Annotated in this window: 27 protein-coding genes; 13 read left to right on the forward strand and 14 right to left on the reverse strand. The window is 53.4% G+C overall.

The genetic code is table 11. The features are described from left to right. Positions 1-54: 54 nt before the first annotated feature. A complete protein-coding gene (locus tag ACP3TC_RS11155; protein WP_313857377.1) occupies positions 55-1,035 on the reverse strand; it encodes a TIM barrel protein in 981 nt (326 codons plus the stop codon). Positions 1,036-1,285: 250 nt separating this feature from the next. Between ACP3TC_RS11155 and ACP3TC_RS11160 the strand changes: the two genes are divergently transcribed. Both ACP3TC_RS11160 and map read left to right on the forward strand, forming a co-directional pair. Further along, entirely contained in the window at positions 1,286-1,525 is a 240-nt protein-coding gene (locus tag ACP3TC_RS11160) for a ParD-like family protein (protein ID WP_313857375.1), read from the forward strand. Further along, on the forward strand, positions 1,522-2,307 hold the full coding sequence (map, locus tag ACP3TC_RS11165) for a type I methionyl aminopeptidase (RefSeq protein ID WP_313857374.1): 786 nt from the start codon (positions 1,522-1,524) through the stop codon (positions 2,305-2,307). The genes ACP3TC_RS11160 and map overlap by 4 nt, the downstream gene beginning before the upstream one ends. A gap of 43 nt (positions 2,308-2,350) precedes the next feature. Here map and pdxY read toward each other — a convergent pair whose 3' ends face one another. The 5 genes from pdxY to anmK form a co-directional block, all read right to left on the reverse strand. Beyond that, positions 2,351-3,211: a pyridoxal kinase PdxY gene (gene pdxY / locus ACP3TC_RS11170; RefSeq protein WP_313857372.1), complete on the reverse strand. Its 861-nt coding sequence runs from the start codon at positions 3,209-3,211 to the stop codon at positions 2,351-2,353. Positions 3,212-3,281: 70 nt separating this feature from the next. Continuing rightward, on the reverse strand, positions 3,282-4,556 hold the full coding sequence (tyrS, locus tag ACP3TC_RS11175; RefSeq protein ID WP_426816462.1) for a tyrosine--tRNA ligase: 1,275 nt from the start codon (positions 4,554-4,556) through the stop codon (positions 3,282-3,284). Positions 4,557-4,691: 135 nt separating this feature from the next. After that, positions 4,692-5,348: a pyridoxamine 5'-phosphate oxidase gene (gene pdxH, locus ACP3TC_RS11180; protein ID WP_426816463.1), complete on the reverse strand. Its 657-nt coding sequence runs from the start codon at positions 5,346-5,348 to the stop codon at positions 4,692-4,694. Between the two features lie 68 nt (positions 5,349-5,416). Further along, the gene (locus ACP3TC_RS11185) at positions 5,417-5,734 is read right to left on the reverse strand and encodes an MliC family protein (protein ID WP_426816464.1); all 318 of its coding nucleotides are present in this window, start codon (positions 5,732-5,734) and stop codon (positions 5,417-5,419) included. Between the two features lie 30 nt (positions 5,735-5,764). After that, on the reverse strand, positions 5,765-6,889 hold the full coding sequence (gene anmK / locus ACP3TC_RS11190) for an anhydro-N-acetylmuramic acid kinase (protein ID WP_313857368.1): 1,125 nt from the start codon (positions 6,887-6,889) through the stop codon (positions 5,765-5,767). 284 nt (positions 6,890-7,173) lie between these two features. On the opposite strand from anmK, the gene slyB reads away from it, so the two are divergent. Then, a complete protein-coding gene (gene slyB / locus ACP3TC_RS11195; RefSeq protein ID WP_313857367.1) occupies positions 7,174-7,641 on the forward strand; it encodes an outer membrane lipoprotein SlyB in 468 nt (155 codons plus the stop codon). Between the two features lie 44 nt (positions 7,642-7,685). Here slyB and slyA read toward each other — a convergent pair whose 3' ends face one another. Beyond that, entirely contained in the window at positions 7,686-8,123 is a 438-nt protein-coding gene (slyA, locus tag ACP3TC_RS11200; RefSeq protein ID WP_313857364.1) for a transcriptional regulator SlyA, read from the reverse strand. A 165-nt stretch (positions 8,124-8,288) separates the two neighbouring features. Here slyA and ACP3TC_RS11205 point away from each other — a divergent pair, with 165 nt between their 5' ends. The 3 genes from ACP3TC_RS11205 to ACP3TC_RS11215 are packed head-to-tail and all read left to right on the forward strand — an operon-like array spanning position 8,289 to position 11,397. Beyond that, positions 8,289-8,516 carry a DUF1656 domain-containing protein gene (locus ACP3TC_RS11205; RefSeq protein ID WP_313857708.1) on the forward strand — a complete coding sequence of 76 codons (228 nt, stop codon included), beginning with the start codon at positions 8,289-8,291 and terminating at the stop codon, positions 8,514-8,516. Between the two features lie 4 nt (positions 8,517-8,520). Further along, positions 8,521-9,378 carry an efflux RND transporter periplasmic adaptor subunit gene (locus ACP3TC_RS11210; protein WP_426816465.1) on the forward strand — a complete coding sequence of 286 codons (858 nt, stop codon included), beginning with the start codon at positions 8,521-8,523 and terminating at the stop codon, positions 9,376-9,378. A 6-nt stretch (positions 9,379-9,384) separates the two neighbouring features. Further along, on the forward strand, positions 9,385-11,397 hold the full coding sequence (locus ACP3TC_RS11215; protein WP_426818268.1) for an FUSC family protein: 2,013 nt from the start codon (positions 9,385-9,387) through the stop codon (positions 11,395-11,397). 128 nt (positions 11,398-11,525) lie between these two features. Here the strand turns inward: ACP3TC_RS11215 and ACP3TC_RS11220 are convergent, their stop codons facing one another. The 5 genes from ACP3TC_RS11220 to ACP3TC_RS11240 all read right to left on the reverse strand — a co-directional run bounded on the left by ACP3TC_RS11220 (position 11,526) and on the right by ACP3TC_RS11240 (position 14,634). Next, positions 11,526-11,591, reverse strand: a complete 66-nt coding sequence (locus ACP3TC_RS11220) for a hypothetical protein (RefSeq protein WP_426818269.1) — start codon at positions 11,589-11,591, stop codon at positions 11,526-11,528. 244 nt (positions 11,592-11,835) lie between these two features. After that, the gene (gene sodC / locus ACP3TC_RS11225; protein ID WP_426816466.1) at positions 11,836-12,357 is read right to left on the reverse strand and encodes a superoxide dismutase [Cu-Zn] SodC; all 522 of its coding nucleotides are present in this window, start codon (positions 12,355-12,357) and stop codon (positions 11,836-11,838) included. 87 nt (positions 12,358-12,444) lie between these two features. Further along, positions 12,445-13,341, reverse strand: coding sequence for an aldo/keto reductase (locus ACP3TC_RS11230; RefSeq protein WP_426816467.1), 897 nt, complete (start codon positions 13,339-13,341; stop codon positions 12,445-12,447). A gap of 81 nt (positions 13,342-13,422) precedes the next feature. Continuing rightward, positions 13,423-13,662 (reverse strand): DUF1289 domain-containing protein, encoded by a 240-nt coding sequence (locus ACP3TC_RS11235; protein ID WP_313857360.1) that lies wholly within the window; start codon positions 13,660-13,662, stop codon positions 13,423-13,425. A gap of 42 nt (positions 13,663-13,704) precedes the next feature. Next, positions 13,705-14,634 (reverse strand): LysR substrate-binding domain-containing protein, encoded by a 930-nt coding sequence (locus ACP3TC_RS11240; RefSeq protein WP_426816468.1) that lies wholly within the window; start codon positions 14,632-14,634, stop codon positions 13,705-13,707. A 106-nt stretch (positions 14,635-14,740) separates the two neighbouring features. On the opposite strand from ACP3TC_RS11240, the gene ACP3TC_RS11245 reads away from it, so the two are divergent. The 6 genes from ACP3TC_RS11245 to rnt all read left to right on the forward strand — a co-directional run bounded on the left by ACP3TC_RS11245 (position 14,741) and on the right by rnt (position 20,227). Then, positions 14,741-15,385: an NAD(P)-dependent oxidoreductase gene (locus ACP3TC_RS11245; RefSeq protein WP_426816469.1), complete on the forward strand. Its 645-nt coding sequence runs from the start codon at positions 14,741-14,743 to the stop codon at positions 15,383-15,385. 106 nt (positions 15,386-15,491) lie between these two features. Continuing rightward, the gene (gene eptA / locus ACP3TC_RS11250) at positions 15,492-17,141 is read left to right on the forward strand and encodes a phosphoethanolamine transferase EptA (protein ID WP_426816470.1); all 1,650 of its coding nucleotides are present in this window, start codon (positions 15,492-15,494) and stop codon (positions 17,139-17,141) included. A 26-nt stretch (positions 17,142-17,167) separates the two neighbouring features. Next, positions 17,168-17,761 carry a TetR/AcrR family transcriptional regulator gene (locus ACP3TC_RS11255; RefSeq protein WP_426816471.1) on the forward strand — a complete coding sequence of 198 codons (594 nt, stop codon included), beginning with the start codon at positions 17,168-17,170 and terminating at the stop codon, positions 17,759-17,761. A 48-nt stretch (positions 17,762-17,809) separates the two neighbouring features. Continuing rightward, positions 17,810-18,907 (forward strand): alkene reductase, encoded by a 1,098-nt coding sequence (locus tag ACP3TC_RS11260; protein ID WP_313857354.1) that lies wholly within the window; start codon positions 17,810-17,812, stop codon positions 18,905-18,907. A gap of 149 nt (positions 18,908-19,056) precedes the next feature. Next, on the forward strand, positions 19,057-19,464 hold the full coding sequence (gloA, locus tag ACP3TC_RS11265; protein ID WP_313857352.1) for a lactoylglutathione lyase: 408 nt from the start codon (positions 19,057-19,059) through the stop codon (positions 19,462-19,464). A 106-nt stretch (positions 19,465-19,570) separates the two neighbouring features. Next, the gene (rnt, locus tag ACP3TC_RS11270; RefSeq protein WP_313857351.1) at positions 19,571-20,227 is read left to right on the forward strand and encodes a ribonuclease T; all 657 of its coding nucleotides are present in this window, start codon (positions 19,571-19,573) and stop codon (positions 20,225-20,227) included. 62 nt (positions 20,228-20,289) lie between these two features. On the opposite strand, the gene ACP3TC_RS11275 is transcribed toward rnt, so the two are convergent. After that, entirely contained in the window at positions 20,290-20,622 is a 333-nt protein-coding gene (locus tag ACP3TC_RS11275; protein WP_313857350.1) for a Grx4 family monothiol glutaredoxin, read from the reverse strand. 407 nt (positions 20,623-21,029) lie between these two features. On the opposite strand from ACP3TC_RS11275, the gene ACP3TC_RS11280 reads away from it, so the two are divergent. Continuing rightward, positions 21,030-21,818, forward strand: coding sequence for a C40 family peptidase (locus ACP3TC_RS11280; RefSeq protein ID WP_426816472.1), 789 nt, complete (start codon positions 21,030-21,032; stop codon positions 21,816-21,818). Positions 21,819-21,877: 59 nt separating this feature from the next. Here ACP3TC_RS11280 and ybiO read toward each other — a convergent pair whose 3' ends face one another. Then, the gene (ybiO, locus tag ACP3TC_RS11285) at positions 21,878-24,160 is read right to left on the reverse strand and encodes a mechanosensitive channel protein (RefSeq protein WP_426816473.1); all 2,283 of its coding nucleotides are present in this window, start codon (positions 24,158-24,160) and stop codon (positions 21,878-21,880) included. Positions 24,161-24,335 lie beyond the last annotated feature (175 nt).

Consider the following 24,335-nt stretch of genomic DNA (forward strand, 5'->3'; position numbering starts at 1 on the left):
CAGACCTTCTTCTTTTTTATTATTGCCATAGCTGAGCCAGCGATGGCACGGGGACTATCTGGCCAGCATAATGTCATTAACAATTTGCTGGGAGGTAACCGCGTCCTGACGACTGATGGCCTCCGCCAGCGGCTGATTGTTATTCAGTTTTTCGCAAAGCTTCAGTAAACGGGTGACGGTGGCGATATTGGTTTCCGCTTCACGCACCGGATCGAGACCGCTGGCGTCCGGGAAAGTATCGAAATAATAAGCGCCCTGATAACCATCACGCTGCATCTGCCAGAGGAACTCCAGCGTGGCGCGCGGGTTAACCGAAGCCGCCATCAGGCCATCATCGCGTTTGCCCCAGCCGTCATTAAGATCCAGACCCAGCAGCCGCGAACGGCGCGCCACCATCGCGGCGGCATAAGCCGGGATCTCATTGGCGTACAGCACATGGGCAAAATCGAGCGTAATGCCAAGATTGGGGCAACCGGCTTCTTCTACCGCAATCAAACAGGTGGTGACATTCGGGAAAATACTGAATGCACGTGGCTCGTTAGGTTTGTATTCGATGCTGACATCAACATCCGGGGCATATTCGGCCACTTCCCGGACCGCGCTGACCGCATCCTCCCAGATTTTTTTGTAATCTGCCTGGAAGCAGTAATCAAAACCATCCTGCCCCATCCACAATGTCATCAGGCTGGCACCGAATTCACGTCCGGCATCGATCCCGCGTTTAGTCAGCTCAATCGCCTTACGACGAATTTTTGGATCGGGGTTGGTGAATGCACCGATTTTAAATTCCGCCGCATCCCAGCGCATCTGCATACCGTTGACCGCCAGCCCTGACTGCTCGATTTTCTGACGCATGACGTTAACATCATCGGTGATGTGCTGAGGATAGTTCAGATCCAGATGGGTTAAACCTTTAACCGTGGCGGCGCGCTCGATCATTTGCAGAACTGAGGGCTTACCTTGCAGATCCGGCCAGTAAAGTGGCGCACCGGAGGCAAATGAGTTCAGACGTGTGGCAAATTTAAGCTCTGACATGGGGTGTCCTTGATGATATCGATTGTGATGTACTTTCCAACTTCACATACATCCGTAAAGTTGTTTACAAATATCATTGGTGCTGGTCACCCGCAATAGTCAACGCTGACTTTCTAACCGATTTGAGATGTCATTCACGAAATTGTCGGGCAAAAATCACCGATGACCTGAGCGCATTCCGTTTGACGCTATCTTTTGCCTGGCAGAATGTGGCAGTATACATTTCATATATGTTTCGTATAGGTGACGTATGGGAATCGTAAAAATCTCTGATTTGATGCACGAGAATTTGCGCATCGCCAGCAATGCTATGAGCCGGTCGATTAACGCTCAGGCTGAGCACTGGATGAAAATCGGCATGCTGGCGGAGCTTTGCCCGCAGCTGTCGCATGACCAACTGGCTCGTGCGCTGGTTAAGGCGGAATTACAGGGCGATACCGATATCGCCAGCCTGCTTAAATCGTTTGAAAAGCATGAGGAAGCACAATGAAACAGGTCAAGCTGCACTCGCAGCAAGAAATTGAACTGGCGCGCGCGGCCGGGCAGGCAGCCGCACAAGTGCTGGAAATGATCACCCCGTATGTCCGCGCTGGCGTGACTACCGATGAACTTGATCGCCTGTGCCATGATTATCTGGTTCATCAGCTGAATGTCATTCCTGCCAATATTGGCTATCACGGCTATACGCGCACCGTCTGCACGTCAGTAAATCATGTGGTTTGCCACGGCATTCCATCGGATAAAAAGCTGAAAAACGGCGATATAGTTAATATCGATGTGGCGATCGTTAAAGAAGGTTGGTATGGCGATACCAGCAGAATGTACTTTGTCGGTGAGCCGTCAGTACGCGCACGACGGCTGGTGGATGTCACTTATCAGTCGATGGTGGCCGGTATTAAGGTTGTGCGTCCGGGCGCCACGCTGGGTGATATCGGCGCGGCCATCCAGCGCGTAGCTGAAGGTGCCGGATTTTCGGTGGTCAGGGAGTATTGTGGTCATGGTGTGGGTGAAGAGTATCACACTGCCCCACAGGTGCTGCATTACGGTATCGCCGGTGAAGGGATGGTGCTGGAGCCGGGGATGATTTTTACCATTGAACCGATGATCAATGTTGGCAAAGCCGCCACCAGTGTACTTTCCGACGGCTGGACAGTGGTCACTAAGGATCGCTCGCTCTCTGCCCAGTGGGAACACACCATTGCGGTCACTGATTCAGGTTATGATTTGCTGACGCCGTGGCCGGAAGGCACCGGTGATTACGAAGCGATATAGAGGTCTACGGGCGGCATCATCGTCGCCCGTAAATAAAGCAGATTTACAGCTTCACCGCCGCAAAATGGTGCTGAGGCTTAGCAATTCCTTCCTGTGCCGCCACCAGCTGCAGCTCATATTCACCCATTTCATGGGTTTTAATCATCACTTCATACACCGCGGCGGTGACGTGTTCCAGCGCCTGTTGCAGCGGCTGGCCGTGCAACAGATTAACCAATAACAGCCCGCTGGTCAGATCGCCGACACCGACCGGTTGACGCACGCCAAAATCCACCAGCGGACGGCTGATATGGAAGGCTTCCCCGGCGGTGATCAGCAGCATTTCGAAGCGATCGCTGCGCAATCCGGCACGCGCCAGATGCTTAACCAGTACCACCTTCGGCCCCAGTGCGATCAGCTCACGCGCGGCCGCTACTGCTTCATCCACACTGGCCACGCTTTTCCCGCTGAGCATTTCCAGCTCCAGCAGGTTTGGCGCAATAATGTCGCTGGCAGGCAGTGCCGCTTTGCAGTGAAATTCGGCGACGCCGGGAGCCACAATGCAGCCTTTTTCCGGATGACCCATCACCGGATCACAAAAATACCAGGCGTCAGGATTTGCCGCTTTTACCTGCTGAACAATCTTTAATATATGTTCGCCCTGTTCAGCCGAACCGAGGTAACCACTCAGCACCGCATCACAGGTTTTCAGGCGATCGATTTCAGCGATACCTTTGGCGATATCGGTCAGATGTGAGGCCGGCATCACTGAGCCGGTCCAGTGACCGTATTGAGTGTGGTTAGAGAACTGCACGGTATTGAGCGGCCAAACGTTTGCGCCCATGCGACGCATCGGAAATTCTGACGCACTGTTGCCAGCATGACCAAAAACCACATGCGACTGGATAGAAAGGATATTTTTCATTATCGGGGGACCTGCACAGCCTTGCCAAATTAAGTGCCGGCATCACCGGCACTTGAGGATCGATATTATTTTATTTCCAGCACACCAGGCAGTAGTGCTTTTTGCCGCGACGCAGCAGGGTAAAACGCCCAAACAGTTTGTCGCTGTCGCTGAAGCGGTATTCCGCATCAGACTGCTTCTCACCGTTCACCGTTACCGCATTAGAACCGATCATTGTGCGCGCCTGACCGCGGGATGGCACCAGCTCAGCATTAACCAACGCCTGTTGCAGATCGTCTTCTGCCGCCAGTTCAATTGTCGGCATGCCGTCTTGCGCCAGCTGTTCAAAATCTGCTTCGGTCATTTCGGTCATCGCACCGGAGAACAGGCTCTGGGTAATGCGTTTTGCCGCTGCCAGACCCGCTTCGCCATGAACCAGCTTCGTCACCACTTCCGCCAGCACGTACTGAGCACGTGGTGCTTTACCGCTGTTTTTGTCTTCTTCTTCCAGCGCATTGATCTCGTCAAGGCTAAGGAAGGTGAAGAATTTCAGGAAGCGATAGACATCGGCATCGGCGGTGTTGATCCAGAACTGATAGAATTTGTACGGGCTGGTCTTTTTCGCGTCCAGCCACACTGCGCCACCTTCGGTTTTACCGAATTTGGTGCCATCAGCTTTGGTGATCAACGGCACCGTCAGGCCAAATACCTGGTTCTGATGCAGACGACGCGTCAGATCGATACCGGAAGTGATATTGCCCCACTGATCGGAACCGCCAATCTGTAATGCCACGCCGTAGCGCTCATTCAGGCAGGCAAAGTCATAGCCCTGCAGCAGATTGTAGGAAAACTCAGTGAAAGAGATCCCCTGGTCATCGCGATTCAGACGCTGCTTCACCGCTTCTTTATTAATCATCTGATTAACTGAGAAGTGCTTACCAATATCGCGCAGGAACGTCAGCACGTTCATGCCGCCAAACCAGTCGTAGTTATTGGCGGCAATGGCGCTGTTGTCACCGCAGTTAAAATCGAGGAACGGTGCCACCTGATGACGAATTTTATCAACCCATTCATTAACGGTGTCGGCGGTATTCAGTTTACGTTCGGCTGCTTTGAAGCTTGGGTCGCCAATCAGTCCGGTTGCGCCACCTACCAGGGCAACAGGTTTATGTCCGGCGTCCTGAAAGCGTTTCAGGCAAAGCAAAGGCACCAGATGCCCCAAATGCAAGCTGTCGGCGGTCGGATCGAAGCCGCAATACAGTGCGATTGGCCCTTGCGCCAGTCGTGCTGCTAACGCGTCCTCATCCGTTACCTGGGCGACAAGCCCCCGCTCTTGCAATTGTTTAATCAGGTTACTGCTGGCCATCAAAGACTCCATGTAGAAACGACTGCACCTGGGCTGGTACACAGCTTTCCGCCTGGATGCGGAAGAAAAATTACGGCCTATAGAATAAAGCGCTGAAGGATTCAGTACCAGCGCTTAAAGGGATTTTTCAGTAATTCAGGGCGCCAGTCGGTCGATTTTCCAGCCTTCGCCGTCGCGCTGATAGAGGAAGCGATCGTGCAGCCGGTGTTCTCCTCCCTGCCAGAACTCCATCGTATCGATTTTGATGCGGAATCCACCCCAAAAACTCGGCAACGGGATCTGCCCCTGCTGGAACTTCTGCTTCAGCTCAAGGAATTTACCTTCCAGCACGCCACGCGCGGAAATCCGGCTCGACTGTTTTGATACCCACGCGCCGATCTGGCTGTCGCGCGGTCGGCTGTGGAAATACTTCATGACTTCCAGCGCCGACAGTTTCTCCACGCTGCCCAGCACCATCACCTGACGTTCCAGCATGTGCCATGGAAACAGCAGGCTGATGCGTGGGTTATTTTCAAGGTGATGCGCTTTACGACTGCCGAGATTGGTGTAGAACACCATTCCCTGTTTATCGTAGTGTTTCAGCAGCACAATGCGCTGATAAGGTTGGCCGTGTTCATCAACGGTAGCCACGCTCATCGCGGTGGGATCGGGCAGCTGGGCGTCACATGCCTGGCGCAGCCAGTGCTCAAACAGATCGAGCGGTTCTTCGGGAAGATCCTTACGGCGCAGGCCACCACGCGTATATTCACGACGCAGATGGGCAATCTGTTGCAGGTTATCGCTATCGGTCATAACAAAGGCTTCTGGAAAATAAAAAGGGTGAAGCCATTGTGCGCCTCACCCCGATGAACTTCAACGACTTAACTTCCTGATTGCAGCTTACAATCATCGATAATAATTTTATCGTTACGCTCGATAAAAGCCCCGTCGCCCTTCGACCAGAAGACGTAGTTGCCGTCACTGTAGCGCGCGCCGGAAGCGGCAACCTGCTGCTTCAGGGTCAGCGGCTTACCATCCAAAATCAGGCTGACCTGCTCTTGGCTGTTGTCTACCTTAACCGTCAGCGGCAGGGTGCCGCAGGTATAGCGCAGGGTTTCAACCTGTTGTTGCTCAGAATGCGACATCAGACCACAGCCCGATAAGGTGAATAAAGCGGCTACCATCAGGGTGTTTTTCATCAATAACTCCTTTTCAACCACAACTGCTAATTAGTGTGAACCATCGGGATAATTAGCCGGGAAAATGGCACCCAGCACGCTGGCACTACGGGCACCGGTCACGGAGGGCAGATTCCCCGGCAGACCAGATAAGGTGCGATAAGCCAGCCAGGCAAATGCCAGCCCTTCCATATCATCCCCGCTGATTCCCAGTTCGTCGGTGCTGAGCACTTCCGTTCCCGCCAGCTGCCCCGCGAGACGCGCCATCAGCAGCGGGTTGCGCCCGCCGCCGCCGCAAACGATCAGTCGTTCGCAGCCGCCGCTCAGCAGCACCTGTTCAGCAATGGTGACGGCGGTCAGCTCTGTCAACGTCGCCTGCACATCTTGCGCCGCCAGCGCCGGAAAAGCACTCAGCTGTTTCTCAATCCATCCGAGGTTAAAATATTCGCGTCCGGTACTTTTCGGTGCCGGCAGCGCAAACCAGGGATCGGCCAGCATCGATTGCAACAGCGGTACGATCACTTTGCCGCTGCTGGCCCACTCACCATCTTTATCATAGGCTTTGCCGCGCTGACGCCAGATCCACACGTCCATCAGCATATTACCCGGACCCGTATCATAACCACGCACCGGCTTACCGGGTATCAACAGCGATAAATTAGCGATACCGCCAATATTAAGCACCATGCGACGTTCGCTGGTGTGCATCAGCAGCGCCTGGTGAAACGCAGGCACCAGCGGCGCGCCCTGCCCGCCCAGCGCCATATCGCGCCGGCGAAAATCGCCGACCACGGTAATGCCAGTGGCGGCAGCAATCTGATTATTATCGCCAATCTGCTGGCTGTTAGGCGCCTCACCCAGCGGTTCGTGCCAGACGGTCTGGCCATGACAACCGATGGCAGTAATATCTGACGCTTCCAGCCCCTGCTGCTTCATCATGGTCAGCACCGCTTCGGCGAACAGCCGCCCGAGTCGCGTATCCAGCTGGCCCAGTTGCGATAAGGTCAGGCTCTGGCCCTGGCAAATCGCCAGCACTTGCTGGCGCAGCTCAGGCGGGAACGGATGGACATAACTGGCCTGCTGCGCCACCATGCGCTCGTCAATTGCCGCCAGCACCACATCAACACCATCGAGGCTGGTGCCGGACATCACTCCAATATAACGTCCTGATTTCATTTCATTGCCTTAATATCGCGCCCGGAAAGAGCCTTTACTTCAGCCTGGCAAAAATAGTCGTGTAATACTATGATTAATTGCCGTTTTTTGAAGCAACTAACGGTTTTTTCTGAATGCCCGTCAAGTTGGCATGGTTATTGAGATTTCGTTTAATCTTGCATGGGTATGCTGCACTTGTCAGTTTTTTTGACTAAAATCCGCAACAAGCCAGACTTGTGCCATATAATATGGTTAGCGATGGTTACACCTTTTGCGTAGCCAATAAGTAATTGAGGAGCATCACAATGATCAAGCGTATGTTTGTAGTGGCACTGACCGGCATTACACTGGCAGGCTGTACTAATTCCAGCAGCCTCTCCGGCGACGTTTACAGTGCATCTGAAGCCAAACAGGTTCAGAGCGTCACTTACGGCACGCTGGTTTCCGTTCGTCCAGTCCAGATTCAGGGCGGTGACGATAACAACGTCATTGGCGCGATCGGCGGTGCGGTGCTTGGTGGCTTCCTTGGTAACACCATTGGCGGCGGCAGCGGACGCAGCCTGGCAACTGCAGGTGGTGCGGTACTGGGCGGCGTAGCTGGCCAGGGCGTGCAGGGTTCGATGAATAAAACCGCTGGCGTTGAGCTGGAAGTGCGTAAAGATGATGGTAATACCATCCTGGTGGTGCAGAAACAGGGTTCAACCCGCTTCTCGGTTGGTCAGCGCGTCATGCTGGCATCCAACGGCAGGCAGGTTACCGTTTCCCCACGTTAATCTATACAAAAAAACCGGCGCCAGACGCCGGTTTTTTCTAACGTTTACTCGGTTTTATTGTGCAACTCGAGAATGTTTTTCTCCAGTCGCGCAATCAGCGTAACCAGCTGGCTTATCTCCTGCATAGAGATACCCGAAAGAATATCATCGCGTGTCGCATCAATCACGTGCTCCACTTCACAGATGATAGGTTCAGCTTCTTTCGTCAGCTTAATACGCTTGGCACGACGATCGTTGGCGCAAGTACAACGGGTAATCAGCCCTTTCTCCTCCAGCTGGTCCAGCGTTCTTACCAGCGAAGGTTGCTCAATACCAATTGCCTTGGCCAGCTGAATCTGAGACTGATCCGGTGGCAACTGATGAATATTATGCAGTGTGACCCAATGTGTTTGAGTCAGCTCCAACGGTTTCAACCGTTGATCAATCAGAGCGCGCCATATGCGCACTAATCGTGCCAGGTCCGTTCCTAGTGGCGTATCCATTTCATCTCCTTATAATTAGCTTGCTAGCTATCAAGCCTGATTCTAGACTATTCTGCGAGTTTACAGGACAAAATACAAATCCAGGGCAAACACAAAATGGAAAGCGTATTTTAATTTCGGGTTACCTCGCATACCCGCAATGAAGGATGACGAAACGTGTCGACAATGCTACTGAGTTCCACAGCTCCCCTCACTGACCTGGTTTTTGGTGCCTCGCTGTTTTTTCCGCCCATTTTTAAAGCGGTACTGTTGGGTTTCCTTATCTGGTTATTACTCCACCCTCTGATTCGAGGCTGGCTCTATTCCGGCGAAATCTGGCATCCGACGTTAATGGATCTGTCGCTGTTTGTGCTGTGTGTGAGTGCATCATTATGGTTGTCTGGACGCTGGTGATTAGATGAAACTGAATAGCTTAAAGTATTTCTCAACGGTGATTGTTTTCGCTGCCGCACTGTGCGCCGGTTGGTGGCTGTGGAATTACTATATGCAATCGCCATGGACGCGAGATGGCAAAGTGCGCGCCGAACTGGTTGATATTACGCCACAGGTGTCAGGACGCATAGATAAACTACTGGTGAAGGATAATCAGTGGGTAAAAAAAGGCAGCCTGCTGTTTACCCTTGACGACGAACCCTGGCGCATCGCGCTGCTCAATGCAGAAGCACAGCTAAGCAAAGCGCAGGCGGACTTGCAAAAAGCCCAGCATGAAGCCAGTCGCCGACGTAGCCTGCCGCGCAATGTGATTTCAGCTGAGGATATGGATGCGGCTAACTTAACCGCCAATGCAGCGGCGGCCAGCGCAAAAGCCGCGCAAGCCACGCTTGAACAGGCACAGTGGAACCTGCAGCAAACCCAGGTTTATGCGCCGACCGATGGCTGGATCACTAATCTCAATCTGCGTCCGGGCAATTACGCCACCAGCGGCACACCGGTGTTTGCACTGGTCGACAGCCACTCATTTTATATTATCGGTTACTTTGAAGAGACCAAACTGCGCCATATCCGCCCCGGCGCTGAAGCCGATATTGTGCTTTACAGCAACGATCAGCGACTGAAAGGCCGGGTCGAGAGCATTGGACGGGCGATTTACGATCAGAGCATTGAAAGCGACAGCGGGCTGGTGCCGGATATTAAACCCAACGTTCCTTGGGTGCGGCTGGCGCAGCGAGTACCGGTGCGTATTGCGATTAGCGATATTCCGGATAATTTGCCGCTGGTCGCCGGTACTACCGCCACCGTCTCCATTCAGCCCTGATCGATGATGAACCTCAGCTGGCTGGAATGGAAGCAACTGCCGTGGATTAAGGCCACCGGTGGACAGTGGCGCTATGCATTACGCAACGCGCTGGCGATGTGTCTGGCGTTGAGCATTGCTTACGCGCTGGACCTTGATGAACCCTACTGGGCGATGACCTCCGCAGCAGTGGTCAGCTTTCCGACCGTTGGTGGCGTCATCAGTAAAAGTCTTGGCCGCATTGCCGGAAGCTTACTGGGTGCCAGCGCGGCGCTGCTGATTGCCGGTCATACGCTCAACGAACCCTGGTTGTTTACTCTGGCGATTGCCAGCTGGCTGGCGCTCTGCACCTGGATTGCCAATCACTTTCAGAACAATGTGGCCTATGCGTTCTCGCTGGCGGGTTATACCGCGGCGATCATCGCCTTCAGCACGGTCAATATCACCGATATCGGCGATCTTTGGGAGATAACGCAGGCACGCGTCTGTGAGGTGATTTCCGGCATTTTGTGCGGTGGCCTGATGATGATGATCCTGCCCAGCACCTCAGATGGCGATGCATTAATCACCTCGCTGAAAACCATGCACGCCCGGCTGCTGGATCACGCTGCACTGATGCTACAGCCGGAAATCACCGATACCATGCGCACCGCCCATGAAAATGTTATCAGCCAGATTCTCACCATGAATCTGCTGCGCATTCAGGCATTCTGGAGCCATTATCGCTTTCGCCGACAAAATAACCTGCTGAACTATGTGCTGCACCAGCAGTTGCGGCTCACCAGCGTGATCTCCAGCCTGCGGCGAATGTTGCTTAACTGGCCCAATCCGCCGGAAGTGCTGTTCAGCGCGCTGCATCAATTGCTCAGCGAACTGGCACGCAGCGATTGCGATAAATATCGGCTGGCGCAAATTTTGCAGAGTGCAGCGCCAGATACTGACAGCGACTACCGCCATCGCGCCTTCTGGCATCGTCTGCGCTACTTCTGCTGGATGTATCTTAACGTCAGCCGCTGGTTGCGTCAGTTTGAACGAGCTGATGCCGAAACGCGCTTCTCACCGCCGCCGGTGCCGTTACTGGCGCGCTATACCGACAGCGCAGAAGCCAGCTGGAGCGCACTGCGTACCTTCAGCGTTATCGTGCTGGGCTGTACCTTCTGGATTAATACCCAGTGGGATGCAGGCAGTGCAGCACTGACGCTGACCGCTATCAGCTGCGTGCTCTACTCCTCAGCGCCCTCGCCGACCGGCAGCATTTCACTGCTGCTGAAAACCCTGCTGCTGCTTTCAGTGTTCAGCTTTCTGGTTAAATTTGGTCTGATGATTCAAATCAGCCAGCTATGGCAATTTCTGATCTTTCTGCTGCCGCTGTTAATTACCCTGCAACTGTTTAAGCTGCAACAACAGAAGCGCGCCGCGCTGTGGGGCCAGTTTATCGTGTTTATGGGGTCGTTTCTGGCGGTAACGAATCCGCCGGTATATGACTATCAGGATTTTCTCAACGATAATATCGCCAAGGTTTGCGGCGTGCTGCTGGCCTGGCTGGCGTTTCAGATTTTGCGCCCCAGCTCTGACAAACGCAAAAGTCGCCGCCACATCCGTGCGCTGCGGCGTGAGTTTCTCGATCAGCTTGGTCGTCATCCGCGACTGAGCGAAAGCCGGTTTGAATCGCAGATTTACCACCGTATCAGCCAGCTGAATACCAGCCGCGATCAGCCTGCGCGCGTCTGGCTGCTGCGTTGGGGCGTTGTGCTGCTCAACTGCTCGCATATCGTCTGGCAGCTGCGTGACTGGCAAAGCGACTCTGCTTCACTGGCGACCATGCGTGACGCCAGCCTGCGTGGGCTGCACCGTATTATCAGCGAGCGCGGCGTTCACCACCGCTATCTGGATGAAACGCTGACAGAACTCCAGCAGATGATTGATGCCTTGCAGGCGCAACACCGTGAGGATGCCGACGAACTGGCGGGCATTATCTGGCGGCTGTGGTGCTCATTGTCACAGTTGAAGCAGGCGCTGCCAGCAAGCACGGTTGAGTAAGGCTAACCTTTACAGGCTGACTATTGTCAGCCGTAAGGATTATTTATCGTCAAAGAAATCTGAAGGAAGTTGACCGGGCGGCATATTGATCACGCCGTCGTTATCCGCTCCTTCATTTTTCATCCCTGTCACTTTTGAAACGTCGAAATCACCACCGATGAACAGGCCGGCCCCTCATCATGGAACCGGTGCATATCGTCGATAAACGCATTCTGGTAACAAAGGGTTTTCTCCGGATTAGGATGTCGGGGGCAAACTGGACTGCATGCATTTTCTGATGCGTTACCCAGCGTCCTCCCACCCGTCGCTGATGAATATGCTAATCACAGATGTGGTCATTGCGGGCCTGACATTGGTATTTTCAGCCGTTGTCACAGGTACAGACGAATGACTAAATGCTGTTTATGGGCGGCGAAAACGCCGCCCTGGCAAAAAACGTTAGTTGATTACGCCGCAGGCAAAGCGGTCACCGCCGCCGCCCAGCGGTTTTGGATGATCGGAGTGGTTATCACCGCCGACATGCACCATCAGCGCCTTACCGGAGATCTCAGACAGTTTCTTGATGCGCGGAGCCAGTACCGGATAGGTGGCTTTACCGTCCGCGGTAACAAACAGCGCCGGTAAGTCACCTAAGTGCCCGTCCTGATAAGGCCCGAGATGTTTTCCACTGTTACCGGGGTCAAGATGCCCGCCTGCCGCACCTGCAGCCACTGCTTTCCCGTCGGTAGTGGCCGGTTCACAGCTGCCTTTAGCATGCACATGGAAACCGTGAACGCCCGCCTTCAGTGAATGCAAATCGGGTTTAAACTCCAGCCCGTAAGGCGTCTCGCTAATCGTGACCTGACCTATCGACTTGCCAATGCCCTGGGTGCTGACATCGTGCAGTTCAACCTTCTCGCTGGCTGCCTGGGCAAATCCCGAGACCAACAGTGCCAGTGCTGCCAAACCGTAACTTTTCATTTTCGCTCCTTTGAATTGATCACGCACTTGCTAAGCCTGGACCCTTTTCAGCAGAACGGGCAACAAAAAGCCACGATTTGCGTTTCTTTACGGCACGTCGTAACCCAGCGCCGCTTTGCGAATGCGGAACCATTGCTGGCGTGTCAGTTCGATTTCACTGGCGCGCAGCGCAGCACGTACCCGCTCAATTTTACCGGAGCCGATAATTGGCAGTGGCTGTGAAGGTAAACGCATCACCCAGGCATACACCAGCTGTTCAATATTATCTGCGCCAGTCTCCGCCATCACTGCCGCCAGCTCATTACGCAGTGGCTGGAATTCTGCATCGCTGAACAAACGGCCGCCACCCAGGCACGACCACGCCATCGGTTTAATTCGCAGCTGCTGACACTGATCGAGTGATCCATCGAGAATCGCTGGCTGATGCAACGGTGAGATTTCCAGCTGATTGGTCGCCAGAGTAAACGGCAGGCGTGACTGTAACAGTGCAAACTGTGCCGGCGTAAAGTTGGAGACGCCAAAGTGTTTCACTTTGCCGCTCTGATGCAACGAGAGAAACGCTGCGGCGATTTCATCGGCATCCATCAGCGGATCGGGGCGATGAATCAGCAGCAAATCAAGGTAATCAGTTGAGAAATGACGCAAAGAATTTTCGGCACTGCGGATAATATGGGCGCTGTCAGTAATATAGTGACCAAGGCGGTTTTCAGGCTTCGCCGTCGTGGCGATACCACATTTAGTTACCAGCTCCAGCCGCTGTCGCAGTGATGGAGCCAACCGCAATGCCTGACCAAATGCGGCTTCGCACTGATAGTCACCGTAGATATCGGCATGGTCGGTCGTGGTGATGCCCAGCTCCAGATGCTGTTCAATAAAACTCACCCGTTGCTGCGGCGTCATGCCCCATTCCATCAGCCGCCAGTAACCCATAATCAGCCGGGAAAACTCCGGCCCTTGTGGTGCAATTTGCAGACGTTTAAGCATTGCGATTCTCCCCGTGGCCAGACGGCCATCTAACTGAATTTGCGCAACAGTATAGCCGGTTCGGCAGGAAAAAAACGCGAGTTAAAACAGTGAAGGCTGCTCTGGATCGTGAGGAACTTCGCTTTTCGCACCACGCTGGCGACGCAGCAGGCGCTGACGGCACAAGCGTAACACCTCATGCTTTTGTGCATCGCTGAATTTCATCCAGTTAAAGCGCTCGTCGCGGCTGCGCAGGCAGCCACGGCAGTAGCCGCGTTCATCTGACTGACATATGCCCCGGCACGGACTGGGAACCGGGAAAAACTCAAGTTGCTCGGCCACCTGAACTCCTGGTTAACACTGTTATTCTTTATTGAAGATCGCTTAGCGGTTATCTGCAAGCGGCACGGTATCAATTCGCCGGAAATAGTCACCTAATGCCTGTAATGCCTGTCGGGTTTTCTCGGGTAACACCCGTTCCAGCGTTAACGCGGTCAGCCTGATCGATGCCGGACGCCACTCTGGCAGCAGCAGCATCAGCTCGCCACTGCGCAGCTTGTCCTGAATCTCAAACAGCGGTTGCAGTGAAATACCCTGGCCTGCGAGGGTAAAGGCGCGCACCACATGCATACTGTCACTCAATACCTGCCCTTCGGCGAGCCGTAATTTAACCGGCGGCAGCCTGAGGTGATGCAGCTCGATAGACCTGGCGTTAACCGTACCGCCAGAATGAATACCGCTAATCCAGCGATGTTGTACCAAATCCTCTGGCCGTTCCGGTACGCCGTGTATTGAGAGATAGCGCGGCGTAGCGCAGATAACCAGCGGCCAGTTCACCAGCTGATGAGCGATAACACGGGAATCGCTTAACTGGCGATTGACCCGCAATGCAATATCAATGCGGTGTTCAATCATATCCAGCACATTGTCAGTGGCGATAATCCGCAGCTGAAGTCCGGGATGCTGCTGCAATAACGGCGTCAGCGCTTCACACAGTGGCTGGCCGCCGATGCCCACCGTCGAAGAGATGCGCAGTTCTCCACTCAGCGTATCGCGCCTCTCTGCCAGCCGCTGCTCTGCGTCGCGGGCGCTGTTTAGCATCGCTTCGCAACCGGGAAAAAAAGCGGCGCCAGCATCGGTCAGGGTCAATTTGCGTGTGGATCGGTGCAGTAACGGCACGCCGACCGAACCTTCCAGCTGACGTAAATGCTGACTGACCGCAGAGGCTGAGATCCCCAATCGCCGACCGGCCGCGGCCAGCGAACCTTCAATCACTACGGTGGCAAATACCGCCATTCGGTTAAGATTTTCCATTATTCGTAAGTTTTACTTCATTATAAAAGTGGAAATATGCCACTTATCAATACTATTGTTAAGCAGTAAAGTTTAATCACGCAATTCAAACTTACATGTGGACAGCATGAAAATTTTAGTTATCGGCGCAACAGGTTTTGTCGGTCAGGAAGTGGTAAAGGAAGCGCTGGCGCGCGGCCATCAGGTGACCGCCATCTCCCGTTCGGGTAAAAATTTACCGCAGGATACGCATCTAACGCTGGCAAGCGGCGATATTCACAATAGCGAATGGCTTAGCGGCGTGCTGCGCGGTCAGGATGCGGTTATCAGCGCCTATAATCCGGGCTGGTCTGAAAGCGATTTGTTTGAGAAGTTTACCGAGGGCAGCACGCAAATTCTGGCAGCGGTGCGGGCTGCACAGGTAAAACGCTTACTGGTGGTCGGTGGCGCGGGTAGCCTGCAGGTGGCTCCGGGCGTTGAACTGGTTGATACCGAGGCGTTTCCAGCCGAAATTAAACCCGGCGCACTGGGTGCACGTGCCCTGCGTAATACCCTGCAAAGCAGCGGCACGGACCTCGACTGGACCTATCTGTCACCGGCGGCAATGCTGGAGCCGGGTGAACGCACCGGCCAGTTCCGCGTCGGCAGCACCGAACTGCTGATGTCTGGCGACCATCCTGCCTCCATCAGCGCTGCAGATCTGGCAGTCGCAATTGTCGATGAAATTGAACATCCTCAGCACTTGCAAAAGCAGTTTACCGTTGCTTACTAAATAATGCCGGCCCGCACGCTGCGGGCCGCTAAAGCTATAGTTGCATTGAGATTTTCACCAGATTTTACGCTAAGCTGGCCACAATATTCTCTCGCTGCCAGATGCTATGAAAATCCTGAATAAGTTACGTTGTAACGAATACGCGTTTAATTTGTTGGCAGCGTTGTGGTTTGCGCTGATTCTTAACGGGCTGTTTCTGGTGCGGGCCTGGGAAAGTATTCCCTTCGTCTCATGGCACGATTACCTGTTCGCCGCCACCCTACCACTGGTGCTGTTCTGCGCCTGGACGCTGATTTTCAACCTGCTGGCTTTGCCATGGATCCGTAAACCGTTATTGATTGCTTTAATGCTGGTCAGCGCGGCCGCCAACTATTTTATGTTCAGTTTTGCCACGGTAATCGATACCGATATGGTGCAGAACGTATTTGAAACCGATCTGCAGGAAGCAGCGGCACTGTTGACCCCGCGCTATCTGGTATGGATGGCGTTAATGGGTGTGATTCCTTCACTGTTGCTGGCTCTGGTAACCATCCGCCAGCCCAGCCCGTGGTGGTTTTCACTGGCGCTGCGCGGGTTGAGCAGTATCGTTTCGCTGCTGATTATCTTGCTGATCGCGGCGCTGTTTTATAAAGATTACGCTTCGATTATCCGCAACAATAAAGGGCTGGTTAAAATGATCACGCCCGCTAATGTGATCAGCGGCAGCGGCCACTACATCCACGACCGCTGGTTAGCCGGAGATCGCTCGCTGGTGCGCATCGGCGAGGATGCGAGGAAAGGGCCGCAGATTCGCGCAGAGCAGAAAAAGACCCTGGTGATACTGGTACTGGGTGAAACGGCCCGTGCCGAAAACTTCTCGCTCGGCGGTTATGCGCGTGAAACCAATCCTCAGCTAAAGCAACGGGATGTAATCTGGTATGCGAACGCCCGTTCCTGTGGCACCGAAACCGCCATCTCAGTGCCGTGCATGTTTTCCAATATGCCGCGTGTCGATTACGATGCCAGCCTGGCACACCATCAGGAAGGCCTGCTGGATGTGATGGCCCATGCCGGCATCAATATTCTCTGGCGAGAGAACGATGGCGGCTGTAAAGGCGCCTGCGATCGCGTGCCGCATACCGATATGACCCAGTGGCACCTTCCTGAACTGTGCCGCGGCGGCTACTGTCTCGACGATGCGCTGCTGCACCGGCTTGATCACTATATCGATAGCGTGAAAGACGATTCAGTGATTGTGTTACACCAGATGGGCAGTCATGGTCCGGCTTATTACCTGCGTTATCCGCCACAACTGCGTAAATTTACCCCTGACTGTGATAACAGCCAGATTCAGGATTGTGATTCGCAGGCGCTGATAAATACCTATGACAACACCCTTTTATATACTGATGCGCTGCTCGGTCAGACTATTGATCTGCTGAAATCCTACAGTGACAAATTTAACGTGGCGTTGGTCTATCTCTCCGATCACGGCGAATCGCTGGGGGAACACGGTATGTATCTGCACGGCGCGCCGTATGTGTTTGCGCCAGATCAGCAGACGCACATTCCCTTTCTGCTGTGGCTGTCACCGGGCTATCGCCAGGCCTTTAATATTGATCGGTCATGTTTACAACAGCATGCTGCGACAGATCAGATTTCGCAGGATAACCTTTTCCATACCCTGCTCGGCATGATGAATGTGCAAAGCAGTGAGTATCAGGCGGATCTCGATTTGCTGAAAAACTGTCGCGCCGAAAACCAGGGGTTGCATTAGACCGATTGGTCTATTAACCTGTGTCGATGAACAAACATACCCGAAACGATACCTGCGAACATCTGCTTGCCACTGGTGAGCAGCTTTGCCTGCAACGTGGCTTTACCGGCATGGGGCTGAGCGAACTGCTCAGCGTCGCCGAAGTGCCTAAGGGATCGTTTTATCACTATTTCCGCTCGAAGGAAGTGTTTGGTGTAGCAATGCTGGAGCGCTATTTCGCCCAGTATCACTCAGAAGTACGCCAGTTTATGGAGGCTGAACAGGGCAATGCTCGCCAGCGCATCCTTGATTACTACCGTACCGCTTATCAGCACTTTTGCCACGACAGCGACTTTGCGGCTTGCCTGTCAGTGAAACTTTCCGCGGAAGTCTGTGATCTCTCGGAACCGATGCGCATCGCACTGGAACGAGGTTCGCGAGAAATTATTGCAGCACTGGCCAGTACGCTTCAGCGTGCGGTAGAGGCTGGCGAAGTACGTATCGCCACCAGCGCCACGGTCTGTGCTGAAATGCTCTATATGTTATGGCTCGGTGCCAGTTTACAGTGCAAAATCCGTCGTGACAGCGCACCGTTAAGCTGGGCTTACGATCAAATTGAACGTATGCTACCCGCAGCCTGATAAAAAAAAACACATTTACTAGTCGACCGGTCTAATACAGGAGTCTGCATGGAAATCACCAAACTGTTTACCCCACTGAAAGTGGGCGCCATTACGGTACCAAACCGCATTTTCATGGCACCACTGACGCGCCTGCGCAGTATTGAGCCGGGTGATATCCCTACTCCTCTGATGGGCGAGTACTATCGCCAGCGTGCCAGCGCCGGTTTAATCATTACCGAAGCCACCCAGATTTCCTTCCAGGCGAAAGGCTATGCCGGTGCGCCAGGACTGCATACCGCAGAGCAAATCGCGGCATGGAAAGCAATTAACGCCGGTATTCACGCTGAAGGTGGCCACAGTGCGGTACAGCTGTGGCACACCGGCCGTATTTCACACGCCAGCCTGCAACCCGGTCAGCAAGCACCGGTCGCCCCTTCTGCCATCTCTGCTCAGACGCGTACCTCGCTGCGTGACGCGCAGGGGAATGCAATTCGTGAAGAGACTTCAACCCCGCGTGCGCTGGAAAAAGACGAAATCGCCGCCATTGTGAATGATTTCCGCCAGTCGGCGATTAACGCCCGCGAAGCCGATTTCGACCTGCTCGAGCTGCACTCTGCCCATGGCTATCTGATCCATCAATTCCTGTCACCGGCCTCCAACCAGCGCAGTGACGAATATGGCGGCAGTATTGAAAACCGCACCCGTTTCGCACTGGAAGTGGTTGATGCAGCCATTGACGGCTGGGCCGCAGATCGCATCGGTATCCGTATTTCTCCGCTCGGTCCGTTTAACGGCCTCGATAACGGTGAAGATCAGGAAGAAGCCGCGCTGTACTACATTGGCGAGCTGGCAAAACGTAACCTTGCCTACCTGCATATCTCTGAACCAGACTGGGCAGGCGGTAAGCCTTACGCTGAGTCATTCCGCCAGGCGATTCGCGCTATCTATCCAGGCGTGATTATCGGTGCCGGTGCTTATACCGCTGAGAAAGGCGAAGAGCTGATTGAAAAAGGTCTGATTGATGCGGTGGCGTTTGGCCGTGTTTATATCGCTAACCCGGATTTGGTTGAGCGCCTGCACAAAAAAGCGCCACTTAACCCACAAAGACCAGAAAGTTTCTACGGCGGCAGTGCCGAAGGCTACACTGATTACCCGACCCTGTAAGACACCTGCCGCCGTCTTCAGGCTGCGGCTAAACGTTAACAGGCTGGTTAATCAACGCTATACTTAGCACGATTTTTCAGTCATCCGCGACATGATGACAAACATAACCTGCCAGCGGTTAGTCTGGCAGGCCATTTAAAGAGGATATTATGCGCTTACTTCACACCATGCTGCGCGTTGGCGATCTGCAACGTTCCATCGACTTCTACACCAAAGTGTTTGGTATGCGTCTGCTGCGCACCAGCGAAAATACCGAATACAAATATAGCCTGGCGTTTGTTGGCTACACCGAAGAGAGCGAAGGTGCGGTCATTGAGCTGACTTACAACTGGGGCGTGGATAGCTATGACCTCGGTAACGCTTATGGCCATATCGCGCTGGGCGTTGACGATGTCGCCGCAACCTGCGAGCGCATTCGTAAAGATGGCGGCAACGTCACCCGTGAAGCTGGCCCGGTTAAAGGCGGCAGCACCATTATTGCCTTCGTTGAAGATCCGGATGGCTATAAAGTGGAACTGATTGAAAACAAACATGCCGGTCACGGCCTCGGCAATTAATGCCGTCGGGGTGCCTTAATGGCACCCTGCTCCTCGTATCCCCTGCTGCAAGCCTTTCTGAAATTTGCCATAATACGCGCTGCATTTTTCCGTCAACGAGATCCCGATGCCTGAATCGAAAGAATTGAATACCCTAAGCGAGCGTTTTCGCGGTTTTTATCCGGTCGTAATCGATGTAGAAACGGCGGGTTTTAATGCGAAAACCGACGCGCTGCTGGAAATTGCGGCCGTGACCTTAAAAATGGATGAGAACGGCTGGCTGGAAAAAGATGAGACGCTTCATTTCCATGTAGAGCCGTTCGAAGGGGCAATTCTTCAGCCGGAAGCGCTGGCGTTTAACGGCATCGACCCGCACAATCCGCTGCGCGGTGCCGTCAGTGAATATGAAGCGCTGCATGCGATATTCAAAGTGGTGCGTAAAGGCATCAAAGATAAAGGGTGTAACCGGGCGATTATGGTGGCGCACAACGCCACGTTCGATCTGAACTTTATGAGTGCTGCCGCTGAACGGGCCAGCCTGAAGCGCAATCCGTTTCACCCTTTTGTCACCTTTGATACTGCGGCGCTGAGCGGACTGGTGGTCGGACAAACCGTGCTGGCAAAAGCCTGTAAGGCCGCCGGCATTCCGTTTGACAGCACCAAAGCACACTCGGCGCTGTACGACACTGAACAAACTGCCGATCTGTTTTGTGAGCTGGTCAACCGCTGGAAACGCCTGGGCGGCTGGCCGCTGGTGCCGGCACAAGAAGAATCTGAAGAATAAAAAAAGGGAGCCTGATGGCTCCCTTTTTTACGACCTCAATGGCGTTATCGCCGCCGTTGAATTTATTCTGCTTCTTTATACTTCTCAGCAGTTTCTTTGATCAGCGACTGAAGTTCGCCACGCTGATACATCTCAATTACGATATCGCAACCACCAACCAGCTCCCCATCAACCCACAGCTGCGGGAAAGTTGGCCAGTTAGCATATTTTGGCAGTTCAGCACGAATGTCCGGATTTTGCAGAATATCGACATACGCAAAGCGTTCGCCGCAAGCTGAAAGAGCCTGAACCGTCTGGGCAGAGAACCCGCAGCTTGGCAGCTTCGGTGAACCTTTCATGTACAGCAGGATTGGGTTTTCTGCGATCTGACGCTGAATTTTTTCAACAGTACTCATTTTTGACTTCCTTAATTCGTTACTTCGTGTCTATTACTATAACGATTCTCTGTGCCGACTGAAAACGACATTTTGCCCACGGCGAATCACTTAAGGCTCATTATGCCAAATGCGGCGCAGAAAATAACAATTTCTTATCATTACCACTGATTAATCGGTTAATAATTAGCAATACTATTGGTGAGATAAGCGTCTGATCTGGCTCATTTATAATACTAATAACGTGAATGAACTGATTAATTTAAAAAGGCCTTACCTTTTGTGAAAAAGTTAGATTAGAATTGTTTTAAGCCCTGTTTTAGGGCAAACAATTTTAACATGGACCCCAGGCATGCGAACCACGTTCGACGCCGGGAATGTAGTGTGGTCCTCTCGGTTGCAAATGAGAGCCTAACCTGTAACGGACAATGCGTTTACTCATCACACTTTTCCTACTGGCTTTTGCTCAGATGATCTTTAATTTGGCGCACGCATCGCCACACACCGCTATTAATGCCAGTCAGCATAAGGCAGAAAAGAGTAGCGCCCGTGATGACGATCGCCGAAAGCGACGTCAGCAGGTAAAAACCCCGGTAAAGAAACCCCGCCAGATTTCGGAACAGAAACCGAAGCTGAAGAAAAAGAGTAAAGTGCAGACCGCTTCGCTCAGCTCACCGAAAAGTACCCTCACCACGAAGAAACTGGCCAAACGCTATGGTCATAAGCGCAATCGCAAAACCAGCGATGTTGCCACCACTGCCAGTATCAACAATGGTCCGCTTAAGATGAGTAAAGCCCATCGCGTGCGCTATCAGAAAGCACGTGAAACGGCGATGAATAAGCTCATGGGCCAGTTAGGTAAACCTTATCTGTGGGGTGGCGCATCGCCACGAACCGGCTTCGACTGCAGCGGTCTGGTGTGGTACGCCTATAAAGATCTGGTGAAATTCAAGATCCCGCGCACTGCCAATGAGATGTATCACCTGCGCGATGCCGCCCAGGTCAAACGCGAGTCACTGGAAAAAGGTGATTTGGTGTTCTTTCGCATCAATAACCGCGGGGCTGCCGATCATGTCGGCGTTTACCTTGGTAACGGTAAATTTATTCAGTCGCCACGCACCGGCAAAGATATTCAGATTAGCGCGTTAAGCGAAGATTACTGGCAGCGCCACTATGTAGGCGCGCGTCGGGTAATGACGCCAAAAACCATTCGTTAAACGCTTCCGACAGCTTTGATTTAAATGAAACGGGCGGCCTGTGCCGCCCGTTACTGTAATTACGAAGCCGGATTCACTTCGTTCTCACTCTGTTGCATTAACTGTGGATGTTGCCCGGCGCGCGACAGCTGCATCGCCTGTTGCGGCATACTGATCCCTGCACGGTCAAAGTGAATTTTAACCAGGCGATCCAGCGCATACTGCACCACCCACTGTTTGAGCGCCAGCGTGCGCACCGTTACCCTGGTGGTAAACGAGCGGTCGCCCAGGGCCACCACGCCGTTAAACACCGGCTCGCCAATCAGGAAGAATTTCACCTGCTCATCCTGCTTCAGCTCTTCAATTGCCTGATGCAGCACCTGATTAACATGATCGATATCTTCATCACGACTCACGGTGTAATTAGCACGATACACCCCGAATTCACGCGCATAGTTAGCCAGCGTCGTCATCGAAGAGTAAGGCACGATATGGTAGACACCATAGTCATCCCGCAGGCCAACAGAACGGATCGTCATACGCTCGACGGTGCCGGTAATGCCACCCACCGTGACATATTCACTGGTGTTCATGCCGTTCTCGAACTGGATAAACACGCCGGTAATCACATCTTTCACTAACGTCTGTGCACCGAAACTGATTGCCAGTCCGAGCGCACCGGCACCGGCCAACAGCGGCGCGATATTGATGCCTACCTGCGACAACACAATCATAATGGTGATGGTGCTGATAACAATCGCCAGCACATTGCGAAACAGCGTCAGCAGCGTGCGTTCGCGCGCGCTGGGGCGAGTGCCGTTACTCATCTCCAGTACCAGGCGATGCTCAATAATACTGGCCAGAATCGTCCAGCTAAAGGTGGCGATCAGCAGAATAAGCAGAATATGTAACAGGCCGCCGATAACTTTACCGCCGGTCTCGCTGCTGGCCCACTGTTGCAAATTAAACAGATGCCAGGCATCCAGCAGGAACAGTGATACCGCCAGCACCACCATTACGCGCAGAATTTTCAGCCCGTTGGGTATATAAGAGTTGATACGGCGTTCCAGCATCGGATAACGCAGATTCATTTGATCCGGCAGTGAAATCCGCCGGGCGATCCAGCGCGTCATCATACCGGACAACAGTGCGCCAAGCCCAATGACCAGCAGGCTCTTCACCGTGGCACCCATCATAAAGCTCAGGCTGTTGCCGAAATCAAACTGCGAGAGGAAAAACAGCATCAGGAAATAGGCAATCGCCAGCAGGTGCCAGATGTGGCCAAAGCCGCGGAGTATCACACTGAAAAACGCCATTGACCGTTCTGCCAGCAAATCGATTTGGTTATGGATCGATTTACGGTTACGCATAATCAGAGTCAGTGCATAGACCGTCAGCGCCAGCATTACAACCAAATTGACCGCCGCGGCTGCCTGATAACTGATTTGCGTCGCCACCACCGGCACCACCACCATCAGGCCATAACCGATTAAACCACTCAGCCAGGCAAGACGCTGATTCCAGTAGCGCGCGGTGGCATCACTGAACGGGAACGGGCGCAGATAAGCGAAACCGGGCGCGAAAATCAGCCGCAGAACCGCTTTAAAGAACTCTATTACCGCAAAAGCACCGAGGAACAGCGACTGTTGATGAGCGATCACCGCACTGCCGTTGTTGAACTGGTGAGAAAACAGTTTGCCACCTGCCAGCACCAGCATCAGTACTAACAGATCGATGATAAACGCGCCGAGAATGGCGGCCGGTAATTTGTACCACGGTCCACCGTGATCCTTGGCGTTACGACCCCAGCTGCCAATTCGATTGTACAGCGGGCCCACCAGCCGGCGAATCAGATGGAATATGGCAAAAGTCACCACCACCATCAGCAAAAAATAGCCGAGGGCGTGGAAAAATGCACTGGGATCAAACGTGCGCTGCGGCCCGGATTCGACCACTTTCTGCAAGGCGTTCACCCGCTGACTCAGCGCCTGTAACGTCTGTTGCGCAAACTGGCTGACGCTGTCGCTTAAGCTGGTCGCACCGCTGGGTGCGGCAACTTGCGGCACAGCATCCGCCGCCTGAGTTTTAGACTGCGCTTCCGCGGCGCGCTGTAACTGATCAATTAATGCATCACGCGCCTTTTCATCTTTAAGGATGCCCGCCAGCGCGGCGTAAGGAATATCCTGCTCAGTTTGCTGCGCGGTATCGGCAGCAGGCGCGGGTTGCGCAACAGCAACCGGTGAGATAACGCTGATTAACAGCAGCAATAATACGGCGATGAAGGGAAAAAATCCCGACGGGTGCGCTCGCCCTGGCGCCCGACAGCAGATAGTTGATGACATGGTATTCTCGAATAATTTCATTAGCACAATCAAGTGAGTAACAGACCGTCAGCGGCGCATAACAATCCCGCCACTGAGCATATTGCAGCATGCAGGCGCTGTTTAACTCCGCGTGCGCATGGCCATTAAATAGCCAATTTGCGCAAAAAAAAACGTCTGAGGGAATTCATCAGACGTTTTAAAAGGGTTAATCCTG

Origin of the sequence: Winslowiella sp. 2C04 (genome assembly GCF_050037805.1) — a bacterium.
GTDB lineage: Bacteria > Pseudomonadota > Gammaproteobacteria > Enterobacterales > Enterobacteriaceae > Erwinia > Erwinia toletana_A.

Excerpts from the sequence above, each read along its gene's own strand:
- ACP3TC_RS11215 (WP_426818268.1), top strand. The coding sequence starts at position 9,385 with ATGAACCTCAGCTGGCTGGAATGGAAGCAACTGCCGTGGATTAAGGCC.
- eptA (WP_426816470.1), top strand. The coding sequence starts at position 15,492 with ATGAAAATCCTGAATAAGTTACGTTGTAACGAATACGCGTTTAATTTG.
- rnt (WP_313857351.1), top strand. The coding sequence starts at position 19,571 with ATGCCTGAATCGAAAGAATTGAATACCCTAAGCGAGCGTTTTCGCGGT.
- slyA (WP_313857364.1), bottom strand. The coding sequence starts at position 8,123 with ATGGATACGCCACTAGGAACGGACCTGGCACGATTAGTGCGCATATGG.
- ACP3TC_RS11260 (WP_313857354.1), top strand. The coding sequence starts at position 17,810 with ATGGAAATCACCAAACTGTTTACCCCACTGAAAGTGGGCGCCATTACG.
- tyrS (WP_426816462.1), bottom strand. The coding sequence starts at position 4,556 with ATGGCCAGCAGTAACCTGATTAAACAATTGCAAGAGCGGGGGCTTGTC.
- ACP3TC_RS11230 (WP_426816467.1), bottom strand. The coding sequence starts at position 13,341 with ATGCTTAAACGTCTGCAAATTGCACCACAAGGGCCGGAGTTTTCCCGG.
- ybiO (WP_426816473.1), bottom strand. The coding sequence starts at position 24,160 with ATGAAATTATTCGAGAATACCATGTCATCAACTATCTGCTGTCGGGCG.
- ACP3TC_RS11210 (WP_426816465.1), top strand. The coding sequence starts at position 8,521 with ATGAAACTGAATAGCTTAAAGTATTTCTCAACGGTGATTGTTTTCGCT.
- ACP3TC_RS11280 (WP_426816472.1), top strand. The coding sequence starts at position 21,030 with ATGCGTTTACTCATCACACTTTTCCTACTGGCTTTTGCTCAGATGATC.
- ACP3TC_RS11255 (WP_426816471.1), top strand. The coding sequence starts at position 17,168 with ATGAACAAACATACCCGAAACGATACCTGCGAACATCTGCTTGCCACT.
- slyB (WP_313857367.1), top strand. The coding sequence starts at position 7,174 with ATGATCAAGCGTATGTTTGTAGTGGCACTGACCGGCATTACACTGGCA.
- ACP3TC_RS11245 (WP_426816469.1), top strand. The coding sequence starts at position 14,741 with ATGAAAATTTTAGTTATCGGCGCAACAGGTTTTGTCGGTCAGGAAGTG.
- anmK (WP_313857368.1), bottom strand. The coding sequence starts at position 6,889 with ATGAAATCAGGACGTTATATTGGAGTGATGTCCGGCACCAGCCTCGAT.
- gloA (WP_313857352.1), top strand. The coding sequence starts at position 19,057 with ATGCGCTTACTTCACACCATGCTGCGCGTTGGCGATCTGCAACGTTCC.
- ACP3TC_RS11275 (WP_313857350.1), bottom strand. The coding sequence starts at position 20,622 with ATGAGTACTGTTGAAAAAATTCAGCGTCAGATCGCAGAAAACCCAATC.
- ACP3TC_RS11155 (WP_313857377.1), bottom strand. The coding sequence starts at position 1,035 with ATGTCAGAGCTTAAATTTGCCACACGTCTGAACTCATTTGCCTCCGGT.
- ACP3TC_RS11185 (WP_426816464.1), bottom strand. The coding sequence starts at position 5,734 with ATGAAAAACACCCTGATGGTAGCCGCTTTATTCACCTTATCGGGCTGT.
- pdxY (WP_313857372.1), bottom strand. The coding sequence starts at position 3,211 with ATGAAAAATATCCTTTCTATCCAGTCGCATGTGGTTTTTGGTCATGCT.
- pdxH (WP_426816463.1), bottom strand. The coding sequence starts at position 5,348 with ATGACCGATAGCGATAACCTGCAACAGATTGCCCATCTGCGTCGTGAA.
- map (WP_313857374.1), top strand. The coding sequence starts at position 1,522 with ATGAAACAGGTCAAGCTGCACTCGCAGCAAGAAATTGAACTGGCGCGC.
- sodC (WP_426816466.1), bottom strand. The coding sequence starts at position 12,357 with ATGAAAAGTTACGGTTTGGCAGCACTGGCACTGTTGGTCTCGGGATTT.
- ACP3TC_RS11240 (WP_426816468.1), bottom strand. The coding sequence starts at position 14,634 with ATGGAAAATCTTAACCGAATGGCGGTATTTGCCACCGTAGTGATTGAA.
- ACP3TC_RS11160 (WP_313857375.1), top strand. The coding sequence starts at position 1,286 with ATGGGAATCGTAAAAATCTCTGATTTGATGCACGAGAATTTGCGCATC.
- ACP3TC_RS11205 (WP_313857708.1), top strand. The coding sequence starts at position 8,289 with ATGCTACTGAGTTCCACAGCTCCCCTCACTGACCTGGTTTTTGGTGCC.